This is a genomic window from Bradyrhizobium sp. (genome assembly GCF_035484855.1).
GTDB lineage: Bacteria > Pseudomonadota > Alphaproteobacteria > Rhizobiales > Xanthobacteraceae > Bradyrhizobium.
In genome coordinates, this window is the sequence record NZ_DATHOP010000104.1 from 1 (window position 1) to 14,860 (window position 14,860).

General features: G+C 61.5%; 9 protein-coding genes. 5 read left to right on the forward strand and 4 right to left on the reverse strand.

Annotation, left to right across the window (positions count from 1 at the left end):
- On the reverse strand, positions 1-2,400 hold a 2,400-nt coding region (locus VK804_RS12180; RefSeq protein WP_325371065.1), incomplete at its 3' end, for an efflux RND transporter permease subunit.
- A gap of 36 nt (positions 2,401-2,436) precedes the next feature.
- Positions 2,437-3,666 carry an efflux RND transporter periplasmic adaptor subunit gene (locus tag VK804_RS12185; RefSeq protein ID WP_414642765.1) on the reverse strand — a complete coding sequence of 410 codons (1,230 nt, stop codon included), beginning with the start codon at positions 3,664-3,666 and terminating at the stop codon, positions 2,437-2,439.
- Between the two features lie 832 nt (positions 3,667-4,498).
- Between VK804_RS12185 and VK804_RS12190 the strand changes: the two genes are divergently transcribed.
- Both VK804_RS12190 and VK804_RS12195 read left to right on the forward strand, forming a co-directional pair.
- On the forward strand, positions 4,499-6,256 hold the full coding sequence (locus VK804_RS12190; RefSeq protein ID WP_325371066.1) for an ATP-binding protein: 1,758 nt from the start codon (positions 4,499-4,501) through the stop codon (positions 6,254-6,256).
- Between the two features lie 364 nt (positions 6,257-6,620).
- Entirely contained in the window at positions 6,621-8,051 is a 1,431-nt protein-coding gene (locus VK804_RS12195; protein ID WP_325371067.1) for an ISAzo13 family transposase, read from the forward strand.
- A gap of 197 nt (positions 8,052-8,248) precedes the next feature.
- Here VK804_RS12195 and ggt read toward each other — a convergent pair whose 3' ends face one another.
- Entirely contained in the window at positions 8,249-10,447 is a 2,199-nt protein-coding gene (gene ggt / locus VK804_RS12200) for a gamma-glutamyltransferase (protein ID WP_325371068.1), read from the reverse strand.
- Positions 10,448-10,732: 285 nt separating this feature from the next.
- Between ggt and VK804_RS12205 the strand changes: the two genes are divergently transcribed.
- The 3 genes from VK804_RS12205 to VK804_RS12215 all read left to right on the forward strand — a co-directional run bounded on the left by VK804_RS12205 (position 10,733) and on the right by VK804_RS12215 (position 14,044).
- Entirely contained in the window at positions 10,733-12,736 is a 2,004-nt protein-coding gene (locus VK804_RS12205) for a hypothetical protein (RefSeq protein WP_325371069.1), read from the forward strand.
- Between the two features lie 140 nt (positions 12,737-12,876).
- Complete coding sequence (locus VK804_RS12210; protein ID WP_325371070.1) at positions 12,877-13,455, forward strand: peroxidase-related enzyme; 579 nt, start codon at positions 12,877-12,879, stop codon at positions 13,453-13,455.
- An 88-nt stretch (positions 13,456-13,543) separates the two neighbouring features.
- Positions 13,544-14,044, forward strand: coding sequence for an MgtC/SapB family protein (locus VK804_RS12215; RefSeq protein WP_325371071.1), 501 nt, complete (start codon positions 13,544-13,546; stop codon positions 14,042-14,044).
- A gap of 83 nt (positions 14,045-14,127) precedes the next feature.
- On the opposite strand, the gene VK804_RS12220 is transcribed toward VK804_RS12215, so the two are convergent.
- On the reverse strand, positions 14,128-14,763 hold the full coding sequence (locus tag VK804_RS12220; protein WP_325371072.1) for a ParB-like protein: 636 nt from the start codon (positions 14,761-14,763) through the stop codon (positions 14,128-14,130).
- Between the last annotated feature and the right edge of the window lie 97 nt (positions 14,764-14,860).

A 14,860-nucleotide genomic window follows, 5' to 3' on the forward strand; every position in this document is an offset into this window, starting at 1 on the left:
GGTGCCATTCGGCCCGGGCGCACCGATCCGCAGATTCTGGATTGCTTCGGCGCTCTTGCGATATTCCGGCGCGAGGCGAACGATGATCGGAAAATGCCGGTCGCTGCCGGGCTCGTAGAGATCGCCGGCGGTGTCGCCGCCGATCGCCACCTTGATGGTGGCGTTGATATCGCCCGGCGCCAGCCCGTAACGCGCCGCCTTGGCGCGGTCGATGTCGATCTGGATCGTCGGCTGGCCGAGCGAGGTGAAAACCGCAAGGTCGGTAATTCCCTGCACCGTCGCCAGCTGGGCCTTGATCTTGTTGGCGGTGTCGGTGAGCGCCTGCAGGTCGTTGCCATACAGCTTGATGGAATTCTCGCCCTTCACGCCCGAAACCGCCTCGGAAACGTTGTCCTGCAGGTATTGCGAGAAGTTGAACTCGACGCCGGGAAACTTGTCCTGCAACTGCGCAAGCAGCTTGGCGGTCAGTTCGTCCTTGTCCTCGCGATCCGGCCATTCCCTCGCGGGCTTGAGCGGCGCGAAGAATTCCGCGTTGAAGAAACCCGCCGCATCGGTGCCGTCGTCGGGCCGGCCGTGCTGCGAAACCACCGACTCCACTTCCGGCCGGCTCGCGATCAGCTTGCGCATCTCGTTGACATAGCCGTTGCCTTCCTGCAGCGAAATCGTCGGCGGCAGCGTCGCCCGGATCCAGAGGTTGCCCTCCTCCAGCTTGGGCAGGAATTCGAGGCCGAGCAGGCGCACGGCAATGATGGTCATCACGATCAGCGCCGCCGCGGCCGCCAGCACGATCCGGCGGCTGGCGAGCGATCTTGCCAGCACCGGCATGTAGATGCGATGCAACAGCCGCATGATGAAGGTTTCGGTCTCCTGAACATGTACCGGCAGGATGATCGCGCTCAGCGCCGGCGTGACGGTGAACGTCGCGAGCAGGCCGCCGGCCAGCGCATAGGCGTAGGTCCGGGCCATCGGGCTGAAGATGTTGCCTTCGACGCCGCTGAGCGTGAACAGCGGAATGAACGCCGCGATGATGATGGCGGCGGCGAAGAAGATCGACCGCGATACGTCGGCCGCGGCGGTGAGAATGGCATGATGCTTCATGTCCATGATGGTGTGCGAGGAGATCGCGGCCTGCTCGCTCTCGGAAAGCTGCTCGGTATGCGACAGGCGGCGGAAGATCGCTTCGACCATGATGACGGTGGCATCGACGATCAGGCCGAAGTCGATCGCACCGACGGACAGCAGGTTGGCGGATTCGCCGCGGATCACCAGGATGCAGACAGCAAAAAACAGCGCAAACGGAATGGTCGCACCCACGATGAAGGCGCTGCGCAGATCGCCCAGGAATATCCATTGCAGCAACACGATCAACCCGATGCCGACCACCATGTTCTCGAGCACGGTTCTCGTGGTGGTCTCGATCAGATCCTTGCGGTCGTAGATGCGCTCGATCCGCACCCCGGGGGGAAGGATGGTGGAACCGTTGATGCTTGCGACCAGATCCTCGACGCGGGCGATGGTCGGCGAACTCTGTTCGCCGCGCCGCATCAGCACGATGCCCTGCACGATATCGTCGTCCTGGTCCTGCCCCGCGATGCCGAGCCTCGGCTGCTCGCTGACCTCGACCTTCGCCACGTCCTTGACGAATACCGCCGTTCCGTTGCTGGAGGTGATCATGGTGTTGGCAAGGCTGTCGATCGAACGGATCAGACCGACGCCGCGCACCACCGCAGCTTGCGAACCGATATTGACGGTATTGCCGCCGACATTGATGTTGGAATTGTTCAGCGCCTGCAACAGCTGGGCGAGCGTCAGTCCGTTCGCCACCAGCTTGTTGAAATCGACCTGAAGCTCATAGGTCTTGGTCTTGCCGCCCCAGCCGGTGACATCGATGACGCCCGGCACCATCTTGAACCGGCGCTGCAGAACCCAGTCCTGCAACGTCTTGAGATCCATCACCGAATAATTCGGTGGCCCGACCAGGCGATAGCGGTAGATTTCGCCGATCGGGCTCAACGGGGAAATCTGCGGCTGGGCGTTGTTCAACAGCGGCGCCAGCTGCGACAGCCGGTTCAGCACCTGCTGCAGCGCCTGGTCATAGGTGTAGTCGAAGGAAAACTGCAGCTTGACGTCGGACAGGCCGTACAGCGAAATCGTGCGGATCACCTTCAGATTCTTGACGCCGGCGATCTGCGTCTCCAGCGGAATCGTGATGTAGCGCTCGATCTCCTCAGCCGACAGTCCCGGGCTCTGCGTGACGACATCGACCATCGGCGGCGTCGGATCGGGATACGCCTCGATGTTCAATTGCTGGAACGCGACCAGGCCTCCGATCAGCACGGCCGCAAACAGCCCGACCATCAGGAACCGGCGGCTGACTGCAAAGGCGACGAGACGATCCATTCGATCCGGTTTTCGTGAGAGACACTTCGATGCGGGTTAGCTGCCGGTGGCCGCCCGGTCGATGAAAAGGCTGCCCTTGGTAACGACTTTCTCTCCGGGATTCAGGTTGGTCTTGACTTCCACGAGGTCGTCATTGCTCAACCCGGTCTGGATTTCGCGAAGTTCGATCGACTTGTCGTCATGGGCCACCCAGAGGCGGACATGATCGCCTTCGTAGATCAGCGCCTGTTTCGGCACGCCCACCCCCGGACTGTCGCCACCGGAGTAGATCGTCACATTCGCAAACATTTCCGGCTTGAGCATTCCGTCCTTGTTGTCGATCGTGGCGCGCACCAGCAGCCGGCGGGTGGTCGGATCAATCGCCGCGGCGACGTAGTCGATCCGCGCCTTGAACTGCCTGTCGGGCATGGCGAGCAGCGAAAACGCCATTTCCTGGCCGACCGCCACCCCGGTCGCTTCGGTTTCCCGAACGAACGCCAATAGCCACACCGTCGAGAGATCGCCGATCACGAAGACCGGATCGCTGGCGCCGCTGTTGATGAATTGACCGGGCCCGACCTTGCGCTGGACGACGGTGCCGGCAATCGGCGAATGGATCGGGGTATCGGCACTGATCTGCCTGGTTCGCTCGAATGTCGCGATCTGCTCTTCCGAGCGGCCGAGAATTCGCAGCCGGTTGCGTGCGGCCTCGAGCGCGGTCTCGGCCGAACGCATGTCGTTCTGGGCCTGGACCAGATCGGACTGCGACTGCTGCCAGTCCTTCAGCGGCACCGCCTTGCCCTCGTAGAGATCGTTGGCCCGGTGCTCGACGATCTGCGCCAGATTGAGCTTGGAGCGCGCGCTGTTCAGCGCACTCAGCGCGGCGACGAAATCGTTCAATCCCTGCACGGTGTCGGTGGCCTCGACAATGAACAGCGCCTGCCCCTTTTCGACGGTGTCGCTCGGCTTCACCAGAAGCTTGGTCACGCGACCCGCGTAAGGCGAGAAGATCGGCGTCGAGCTCTCTTCGTTGACGGCGATCTTGCCTTCGGTCACGTGCTCGGCGCGGAAAACCCGTTCCGTCACCGGCTCGACCGTAAGGCTCGCCCACTCTGCCGCGGTCGGCACATAGCGCGGAAGACTAGCCTTCGATTGACTCGACGCCTCGGAGGGCGTGGCGCGCTGGACGAACATCCGCGTGGCGGCAAAGATTCCCAGGCCGGCCACGGCCGCTATCGCGACGGCGCCGGCCAGCCTTCGCAAAGCTGGATTTGCAGGAATCATCATGTGGAGAGGGCATACATTGATTTACGCGACCTCGCTTGCCCCCCCGGGGCGGGGCCGACAATCCCCTTGGGGAAAGCATTGGGCAGGTTGCGCTCAATTCGTTTTCTTGCAGAGCCGTCGGGAGTCTCGCGCCCCTCTCGGCCGAGTGCCGCCGAGACCGCAGCAAATGTCCGAAAACGCCGCCGCAAGTTCTTGAAAACCTTCACGTTGACGACCCCCGGCGGCGGACCTCTTCTCGACCGACAACACCTCATTTACCGATCAGTCCTGCGATGTCACGGACTTTAATCCTGCGCGCACCCATCAAAGACTTACACCAAGCTTACATGGGTTCGAATGCTGATTTTGATCGCGATTCATATATTGAAAATAGCCAAAACTACCACAACATTCGGGACTTGCTCTGATATTCTCATGTCGTCGAAGACCTGGGGCAAATTTGTCGTTGAGTTATCAACAGCGGCGGTTCCTGCCGCCAGTCGGTGCGATCTCGCCACATATCGAAATTCAATGATGAGGATGAGACCTCCGGGATAGGTCGAACGGCACTCATGGCGGCAAGGACGGCTTGACGCCCGGCGGCAAGGATGGCCGGCGTCTGCTTGACCTGTTGGTAAACCGATCGTTAACGCACAGCCGGAACCGCCTCGCGCGGAACGATCGCAAAAACCGCCGATTTTCAGGCAGAAACCCAAGCCGATGGGTCCCGGGTCCTGCGCCGAAGCCAACCGGCGACCCAGATACCGCGGATTTGACCGATCGCGGACCGCCCCGGCTTAACCGTTTCTCCAGTCACCATGGGCATAGTGAGGCCCTGACCCAGATCCATGACATGCCAGGTCCAACCACTGTGACATCCTTCGGACGCGTGATTTCGGTACGTGGCTCGCTCGCCCGGGTCGGACTGCTGGCGGCGAGCAAGTTGGGGCTTTCCGAAGTGCGGGCCACCGTCGGCCGCTTCGTCTCGATCCGCTGCGCCAATTCCACCATCGTCGCGATGATCACCGACGTCACCAGCGAGGACCTGCCGACCTCGGACAATTATATCGCCAGCGCCGGCGTCGACCTGCTCGGCGAAATCCTCGGCGGCCCGGAGCGCCCGAAATTCCAGCGTGGCGTCACCAATTATCCGACCATCGGCGATGCCGTCGAGCTCATCAGCAACCAGGAGCTCCGCACGGTTTACGCGCCCACAGGCTCCGATCAAATCAATGTCGGCACCCTGCAGCAGGACCCTTCCGTCATCGCCTATGTCGATATCGAGGAAATGCTCTCCAAGCATTTTGCGGTGCTCGGCTCGACCGGCGTCGGCAAATCGACCGGCGTGTCGCTGCTGCTGAACGAAATCCTGAGGTCGCGGCCGAACCTGCGGATTTTCCTGCTCGACGTCCACAACGAATACGGCCGCTGCTTCGGCGACCGCTCGCTGGTGCTCAACCCGCGCAATCTGAAGCTGCCGTTCTGGCTGTTCAATTTCGAGGAAATCGTCGACGTGCTGTTCGCCGGCCGGCCGGGCGTGCCGGAGGAACTCGACATTCTCGCCGAAGTGATTCCGATGGCGAAGGGTATCTACACCCAGTACCAGAACGCCGACCGGGTCGGATTGAAGCGCATCGACCCCAAGGCGATCGGCTACACCGTCGATACGCCCGTGCCCTATCGACTGGTCGACCTGATCTCGCTGATCGACGAGCGCATGGGCAAACTGGAAAACCGCTCCTCGCGCATCATCTATCACAAGCTGATTTCGCGCATCGAAACAGTGCGCAACGATCCGCGCTACGCCTTCATGTTCGACAACGCCAATGTCGGCGGCGACACCATGGCCGAGGTCATCAGCTATCTGTTCCGCCTGCCCGCCAACGGCAAGCCGATGACCATCATGCAGCTCGCAGGCTTCCCCGCCGAAGTCGTCGACAGCGTGGTGTCGGTGCTGTGCCGAATGGCGTTCGACTTCGGACTGTGGAGCGACGGCGTCTCGCCGCTGCTGTTCGTCTGCGAGGAGGCCCACCGCTACGCCTCCGCCGACCGCAATATCGGTTTCGGCCCGACCCGCAAGGCGGTGTCGCGCATCGCCAAGGAAGGCCGCAAATACGGCGTCTATCTCGGCCTCGTCACCCAGCGTCCCGCCGAACTCGACGCCACCATCATCTCCCAGTGCAACACGCTGTTTGCGATGCGGCTTGCCAACGACCGCGACCAGGCGCTGCTGCGCTCGGCGGTGTCGGATGCCGCCGCCAACCTGTTGTCGTTCGTGCCCTCGCTCGGCACCCGCGAGGTGCTGGCCTTCGGCGAAGGCGTCGCGCTGCCGACGCGGCTGCGCTTCAAGGAAGTGCCGCCGCATCAATTGCCGCGCAGCGAGGCCGCCATCTCCACGGTGCCCTCGGTCGCCGCCGGCCACGACATGCATTTCGTCAGCGCCGTGCTGGAGCGCTGGCGCGGCGCCACCTCGCATCGCGACGTGCCCAACGACCCCACCATCAACGAGCGTCCCGCCGCGCGCACCCTCTCGGTGGAAGCGCCGATGCTGCAGCCCTCGATGGGCCTCGATCCCGACCGCTTCTCGCTGCTGAAGAAGCCGCTGCGCTGAGCGCGCCGGCGGCCGGTTGCAGCCTGGCACCCGCTGCCATCAAAAATATCGAAAACAACCCCATGCAAAGTAAGGGGGTAAGCGCTGACGGCTTTGAACGTCCGTGAAAACATTTTGACACGTCGGGCAAATCAGCGGCACAATTGCATCATCACGCAATCTGCATATGCTCATGGCCCCGCCCGACAACGGTTCGGATTGGATGAGCAACCGCGCCCGCAGAAGCCCATCCCGGCGAAGGTGAAAGCGAACCCATCGAGGCAATCGTTCAAATTGGACTTTCAATTCGAGGTCTTACGTACCAATGCCGATGAAGTTGGAGGGCGTTCTACTTCGCGGCGGCAGGTCGAAAAGGCGGGTACTCGTGCCGGTGAAGCTCCATAAACTTCAAACGTTCTTTTCGGAATACGTCGAATTGCTCCTGAGCTGCCGCAGCCACAGCGAACATCTCTGTCCATTCATCGACCGGCACCACGAGGTCATTTGGGGACTTGCACTGCCGCCGGTCGCGCCTATCGTCATTAAAAGGCATCCCCATGAGATAGGAAGAGGGGCAGTCATGACAAGAAAATCGGAAGTTCTCAGAAAGTGGCAGTTCCTTAGTCCTTACCTGCACCGAAAGCAGCGGACCGTGTGGGCAGCAGCAGAAGCTGAGGCGATCGGTCCTAGAGGATACCTGATTTTGGCCAGTGTAACGGGTATCTCGATCCCGACGCTAACGAAGTGGGTCGGTCGACTTAAGCTGACGGAAGCCGCCTGCGCGGGAAGTCTCATACCTCCTAAAGGATCTGTTGGTTCGGGTAGAAAGCTAACCGAGGTAAACAATCCGAAGATCGAGCCCGCTCTTGAAAAAATGCTATCCGAAGAGATTGCTGGTGATCCGATGGGGCCTCAAAAATGGGTGCGCAGCAGCTTGCGAAAGCTCAGCAAGCGCCTCGGAGACCAGGGCCATCAAGCTTGCACTCATACGGTCGCGCGTCTGCTCCGTAAAATGGGGTACTCATTGCAAGTTGCCAAGAAGAAGCAGGCAGGAGTGCACCACCCTGATCGTGACGAGCAATTCAAGTATATCGCTGCCCTGAAGGCCCAGTTTCTTGACGAAAATCTTCCGGTCATCAGCATTGACACAAAAAAGAAAGAGCTAATCGGGAATTACCGGCGGGAAGGAAAAACTTGGCGCAGAGAGCCTCTGGAGGTCGACTCCTACTTTGCGAGTTATGCCCAATGCGTTGCGGTCCCATTTGGAATTTATGATGTCGCTCAAAACGTCGGATACGTCACCGTCGGAATATCGCACAACACCGCCGAGTTCGCAGTCAACTGTTTAGTAGGCTGGTGGAAGCTTCATGGTCGTTCGGCATATGCACATGCCGACCGGGTACTAATTCTCGCCGACGGAGGTGGCGGGAACGGATACAATCTTCGAACTTGGAAAACGGACCTGCAAGATAAGTTGTGTGACGCCTTCGGACTAACGGTCACTTTGAGTCATTACCCTACTGCGTGTTCCAAATGGAACCCGGTAGAATACCGGCTCTTCAGCCACATCAGTATGAACTGGGCAGGCCAGCCTCTGCGCGATCTCGATGTGATGCTCGCGTTCATCAGGGGCACGACGACAACTACCGGCCTTAAGGTTGAAGCTTATCTCGATCAGGGAATTTACCGAAAGGGTCGGAAGGTTACAGAACGGCAATTGAAAGAACTCGCATTGTCTACACATGACATTTGTCCGCGTTGGAACTACAGCCTCTCGCCACGGCTACCATTCGCGACCGGGGTCGGTCAGAAGTAAGACCGGCCAAGTCCGCGTCAGCGCAGTTCGTTATCGGCGCATTCGCGTCCACCGCCCCCCGCCCCGCGGCCGTGACGATCGCGACAAGCCGCTCTGTGGGATGGGACGGATCGAGTGAAATATCGGATAATCCAAATATTCTGGTAAACAGAATATTTTTTGCGAAAGGGGCTTGACACGCAGGCCGGGAAACGACGTTAGCGGAATACGAAGAGGCGGGTTACACCTTCGGCTCCAACCCGCCCTACACGCTGTTTGACGGCTTTCGCGCCATCGCTACCACCTGTGATTATGGCTCGGAGGCCGGGACGACGCGGAGGGTGGTCGTGCTCCGAATACCCCAGCGCCAGTCCGGTGCCGCGGCGCGGATCGTTGGCGCCGTAGTACCGGTTTCGGCCGATCGGCGTTCCCCCGAGACGCGGTGCGCCGACAAGGATCGCGGCCACGTGGTTGGCCGGCTGCGCATCGCCGAACCGGTACCCCATGCTCTCCAGCACTTTTCGGGTATCAGGCGAAAGCGCGAACCGCTCTGCATTCGTCACGTCCGGCAGCCACTGATGATGAATGCGAGGGGCATCGACGGCTTCCTGAATGTCCATCTGGAAATCGACGACGTTCAGGATGGTTTGCAGGACGGTCGTGATGATCCGGGCGCCGCCGGGCGTGCCAAGAATGAGTACTGGCATTTTGTCCTTCGTCAGGATCGTAGGCGTCATCGAACTCAGCGGCGTCTTGCCTGGCGCAATGGTGTTCGCATCTCCCCGGACAAGCCCGTCGGCGACACTCGGATTCGCGACGAAATCGTCCATTTCGTCGTTCAGCAACACACCGGTGCCGGATGCAACGACATGGGCCCCGAACCAGTCGTTGAGCGTGTAGGTCATCGAAACCGCATTGCCGGCATTGTCGATGATCGAGAAGTGCGTCGTGTTGCTGCCTTCGTGAGGCGCGATGCCCGGCCCGAGATCCCCGGAGATTCCGGCCTTGTCCGGCTTGATGGCATCCCGGATTTTCGCAGCGTAACCCTTGTCGATCAGCTCGCGGACCGGATTTTTGATAAAATCCGGATCGCCAAGACTGTTCCGATCGACAAAGGCGTGACGCATCGCCTCGATTTCGTCATGCAGCACTTGCGCCGATCCCCAGCCCAGCTCCCGCAGCGGATAGCCTTCCAGAATGTTCAGCATCTCGCAGACGGCAACGCCGCCTGAACTCGGCGGCGGCGCCGAGATCACGTGATAGCCGCGATAATCGCACTCAATCGGCGCAAGCTCCCGGGTCTGGTAGCGATCAAGATCCTCCTGCGCGATGATTCCGCCGCCGGCCCGGCTCGCCTTGACGATGGCCGCTCCCGTCTTGCCCCGATAAAAGCCGTCAACGCCCTGCGTCCTGATCGAACGCAACGTGCCTGCGAGATCGCGCTGCACCAGCCTTTGGCCGGCGACAAAGGGCAATCCCTTGTTGAGGAAGATTTCGGCGGTCGCCGGAAATTTTTTGAAATCTTCGGTCGCCGAAGCGAGCATGTCGACGTCGCCTTGATCGAGGATGAATCCATCCTCGGCCAGTTGGATCGCCGGCCCGATCAAGGCTGCCCGATTCATGGTGCCGTATTTCATCCGCGCATATTCCAGACCCGACACCGTGCCCGGGACGCCGACGGCGAGCCAGCCGTTGGTCGTCAGGCCCTTGATGACGTGTCCGTCCTTGTCGAGGTACATGTTCCGGGTCGCCGCACGAGGCGCCTTCTCTCGAAAATCGAGGAAAGTCTTTCGTCCATCGGCAAACCGGATGGTCATGAAGCCGCCGCCGCCCAGATTGCCGGCGGCCGGATAGACCACGGCCAGCGCATATCCGACCGCGACCGCCGCATCGATCGCGCTGCCGCCGCGTTTGAGAATATCGACGCCGATTTGGGTCGCGAGATGCTGTGCGGTGACCACCATGCCCTTTTCAGCGGCCACGGGTCTCGCCGAGGCCGCGTTGGCGACTGGGCCCACAAGCAGTGACCAGACGAAGACGACCAATGCGCAGGCGCCTAGTACAGCGTTTCCGAAGTTCGAATCATATCGACACTTGCAATGCTGCGCTCCCTCTCCCGCGTCTATCGCGGGGGAGGGTTTGGGGTGGGGGTGTCTCGGCATCGGCGCTGCCCGAGTAATTCCCCCACCCGCCGCGCTCCGGACGATGCTGCGCATCGCTCGGCGCGCGTCAACCTCCCCCGCAAGCGGGAGAGGTACACCGAGCCCGAAATCCAAAATATCCTCCCCGCGATAGACGCGGGAGTGAGAGGATGGCTTGAACTGACAGGTTTCATGGAATCGATCTACTGGCAGCCTTCCAGGGACCGACCAGCCTGAGCGAATTTTCGCTTCATCGCTTGAAACCGGCAACGACATGAAAATCCTGTCTCCTTTTCGGTGTCGCCTTGCGGTTGCGAAACGCTATTGAAGTCTGATGCCGAGGTCGAAATCGGCTTTGGAGCCGCGGCGGAGATCGGCCGCAAACCTTATCTGCCATCGGCAGCTTATTCTATCGGGAACAGGAACCGTTGCGACCAATGGCGGGGCGCAAAATCGGACTCAATTCCGCTGACTTGTCCCGGCTAATTCGGTATCTTGCGACCGGGCTCGCCGAAGGGGCCGAATGCGGGTTCCGGGTAGCTTGGCAGGGTTAGGATCAAAATGCTTGTTGCGCGCCGTTTTGCTGCCGCTGCGATTGTCTTCGGGCTGATCGCAGGCGGATTCTTCGTCCTGCTGTTCTCAACGGCCGCTTCACCGGCCGCGGCGGCATCCGAAAGCTGCGCGAATCCTGCCGAGGTGACGGTCTTGCCGTCGCCGCTGGCACCCTGGAGCGGCGCGCCGCTGCGCGTCATGGTGGTCGCCGAGAAGCCGGTCGAGGGCACACTCTCGCTGATCGCGCCCAATGGAAGCGTCGCGGTCAAATCGTCCGACCGGCACGAAGGCCCGCCTTATTCCTGGTTCGCCGAGGTCGCCTCTCCCGCCGCCGGCACCTGGCATGCGAAGCTGGAGCGCGAGCCTGCGTCGGCGGATTGCAGCCCGGTCACCCGCGACATCCCCGTCAGCGCCCGCAAGCCGGAGCCCTTGCGCAACCCGCCGGGCAGCATCTGGCAGGTGCGAAACAGCTGGAACAGCACCAACGAAGCGCTGTTCTCGGCATGGATCGAAAAACTGTTCGACGCGCCACCCGACCAGGATCTGAACTGGAAGGTCTGGTACGAGGTGCTGCGCGACCAATCCCGCAATTTCCTGTTCAACTATCTGGGACGCGACGAAGACAAAACGCAAACCACCCAGCGCCCCGACTGCGCCGACTTCGTCTACTTCCTGCGCGCCTATTTTGCCTTCAAGATGGGGCTGCCGTTCGGCTATTCGAATTGCTCGCGCGGCTTCGCCGGCAAGCCGCCGAAGTGCTATCAATGGTTCGACGTCGAGCATCCCGAGGTGACGCGGCCGCCTCCGCCGCCCGAACAGGAGGTCGCGCCGGCCGAGGCCGCGGCTCCTTCGCCCACGCCGACCCCAAGCCTGCTGAGTTTGTTTACGCGGACGCCGCCGCCGGCCGAGACGCCCGCAGCCACGCCTGCGAATCCTCCTCCGCCGAAGCCGAAGCGGCCGACGAATTTCAGCGAATATTTGCGCGACGTCGGCGATGTCGTTCATACCGGCGCGGTGCGCGCGGGCGACGACAACGCCGATTTCTACACGGTATCGCTGACGCAAGAGGCGTTGCGCCCGGGGACGGTGTACGCCGACCCCTACGGCCACGTGCTGATGCTGGTGCATCGCGTGCCGGAAGTGAACGGCACGCCGGGGGTCTTCCTGGCGGTCGACGCGGAGCCCGACGGATCGATCACGCGGAAGCGCTTCTGGCGCGGCAATTTCCTGTTCGTGCACGATCCCTCGCTCGGCAGCCCCGGCTTCAAGCATTTCCGCCCCATCATGCGCGAAAAGAACGGTCCGTTGCGGCGCCTGACCAACGCGGAAATCGCCAAGAATCCGCAATACGGCGATTTCTCGCCTGCGCAGTCGCAAATGGCCATGGAGGATTTCTACGATCGCATGGATGACGTGATGTCGCCGGAGCCGCTCGATCCGATGCGCGCGATGACGGACGCCATCACGAGCCTCAGCGAACAGGTCAAGGTGCGCGTCACCTCGGTGGAGAACGGACGAAAATATCAGGCCAAGACACCCGGCGACGCCACCATGCCGGACGGCGCTGCGATCTTCGAGACCACCGGCGCCTGGGAGGATTACTCGACGCCGGCACGCGATTTCCGTCTGTTGATCGCGATCGACGTAGTGCGCAATTTTCCCGAACGCTTCGCGCGCCGCTCGGACCGCTACGCGCTGCCGGCCGGCAAAAGCGTGGCCGACATGAAGAACGAACTGCAAGGCGTGCTTAATTCGGAACTTGCCGCGCGCAAGATAACCTATACCCGCAGCGACGGCTCGCAGTGGACGCTCTCGGTCAAGGACGTCGTCGATCGGGCCGTGGATTTCGAGATGGCCTACAATCCCAACGACTGCGTGGAGCTGCGGTGGGCCGCGCCCGAAAACAGCGACGAGGCCTCGACCTGCAAGCGTCATGCGCCGCAGGCGCAGCGCGCCAAGATGTCGGACTACCGCGCCTGGTTCCGCGACCGGCACTGGCCGACGCACAGCTGATGGTCCGGGCTTGCCGATAGACTTGTGCCGACAGCCCAAGGTCATTTCGCGTCGCTCTTTTTTCAGTCCGCTTTGCGCTGATGCCGCCATGGATTATGGTCCCGCCCGGCCGCATCACGCGGCGTCAGCCGGAACCTGCCATGACCCAGCCCATCGCAAAGCGTTTTCCCACCCCCGCCATCGCCAGCCTGCCGGACGACATACGCACCCGGCTGCTCGCGGTGCAGGAGAAATCCGGCTTTGTCCCGAACGTGTTCCTGACGCTGGCGTACCGGCCCGACGAATTCCGCGCATTCTTTGCCTATCATGACGCGCTGATGGAGAAGGACAGCGGCCTGTCCAAGGCCGAGCGCGAGATGATCGTGGTCGCGACCTCGGCCGCCAACCAATGCCATTACTGCGTGATCGCGCATGGCGCGATCCTGCGCATCCGGGCGAAGAATCCGCTGCTGGCCGACCAGATCGCGGTCAACTACCGCAAGGCCGACATTACCGAGCGCCAGCGTGCGATGCTCGATTTCGCGATGAAGGTGAGCACCGCGGCGCACAGGATTTCGGAGGCCGATTTCACCGAGATTGCCCACCACGGGTTTTCCGACGACGACATCTGGGACATCGCCGCGATATCAGCGTTCTTTGCGCTGTCGAACCGGATGGCCAACGTCACCGCGATGCGGCCGAACGACGAATTCTACATGATGGGGCGTTTGCCGAAATAGCCGCGAGAAACCGGTATTCAATTCTGCAATTGAGGAAGGTGCAACATTGCCCTATCGTCGAGGTCCCCGTACCGCGGAGGACTTCGCGTTGCTCGACTGGACGGACATTTTGCAGCGGCTGGGCGCTGCGACGCTCGCAGGCGGCCTGATCGGTCTCAATCGCGATCTTCTGGGCAAGCCGGTCGGTCTGAAAACCCTGGGTGTGGTGGGACTGGCGACTGCGACGGTGGTGTTGCTGGCCACCGCTTCCGGCGATCCCGAGACGATCTCGACCGCCACCAGCCGGATCATTCAGGGAATCCTGACCGGCATCGGCTTTCTCGGTGCCGGCGTCATTATCCGTACACCGCACGGCTCCAATGTTCACGGACTGACGAGCGCCGCCTGCACCTGGCTCGCAGCCTGTGTCGGCATTGCCTGCGGCCTCGGGCAATGGCGCATTTTCCTGGTCGCACTCGCGATTGCATTCGTCCTTCTGATCGTGGGCCGCCGGATCGAGCGCTGGCTGCATCGCATGCTCGGCGGCAAGAGCGACCCGGATCACGCATCACCGGCGCCCGCTTCACCGGGCGATACCACGCCGCACTAGATTCTTGATTTGACGCGCTTTCTCAAGGCGAACCGGTGAGCACCCCGGATCGTGTCCGGGGCAGGCTTTTGCTCGAAAACGCGCTAATCGTCCGACGCGGGTCCGCACCAGCCCGGCAGATAAATCGCATCCCTGCCTTTCGCGAGCGCCAGCGCTTCCTTGATCGCCTTGTTGAAATCGGCTTCCACGCTCTTGCGCGATATTTTTCGGCGCAGGAAATCCGCCCACAGGAATTCGCTGAACGGTGTCGTGTCCTTGGCGAAACCGCCGGCGCGCCGCAAATCGCCGGCGAGGCTGCGGAACGGGTCATCCTTGAGGCCCGCGATCGATGGCGGAAGATCCTTGAATGGCCGGCGTTCGCCCTTGGCGTCGTACGGATAGACCCACCTCTTATTGTCCATCACGCCCCAGAATGCGTCGGGCTCGACCATGGTGAGATCGGCGACGACGGAGACGATCGCGTTCTCCACCCCTTCGTCGTGCAGCGCGCGCGCCAGATGATGATGGTCGATCACGTAGTGCTGCTTATCCCTTCCCAACACGACCGGGATCATATGCCTGCCGAGAAATACGCCCTGCTTCTTCTTCGAGTGCGCTTTCAAGTATTCCCGCACGCGCTTGCGCTTTTCCTTGACCTCGTGCATTCCGACCGTCATCTGGGTCGGGCGTAGCGAAAGGATGGGTACGGGCTGCAGGATCGGTTCGCGCGTATTGGCCATGACTGGACCCCCCACGTCTTGCGTCAAAATTGCCTCTGAAATCGCGGCGATTATGGCATGATGGCCCGGCGGAATAAATGCCCCTGGCAGCCGGTAG

Coding starts and splice junctions, on each gene's coding strand:
- ggt (WP_325371068.1), bottom strand. CDS start 10,447: ATGTCGTTGCCGGTTTCAAGCGATGAAGCGAAAATTCGCTCAGGCTGG.
- VK804_RS12210 (WP_325371070.1), top strand. CDS start 12,877: ATGACCCAGCCCATCGCAAAGCGTTTTCCCACCCCCGCCATCGCCAGC.
- VK804_RS12220 (WP_325371072.1), bottom strand. CDS start 14,763: ATGGCCAATACGCGCGAACCGATCCTGCAGCCCGTACCCATCCTTTCG.
- VK804_RS12185 (WP_414642765.1), bottom strand. CDS start 3,666: ATGATGATTCCTGCAAATCCAGCTTTGCGAAGGCTGGCCGGCGCCGTC.
- VK804_RS12205 (WP_325371069.1), top strand. CDS start 10,733: ATGCTTGTTGCGCGCCGTTTTGCTGCCGCTGCGATTGTCTTCGGGCTG.
- VK804_RS12190 (WP_325371066.1), top strand. CDS start 4,499: ATGCCAGGTCCAACCACTGTGACATCCTTCGGACGCGTGATTTCGGTA.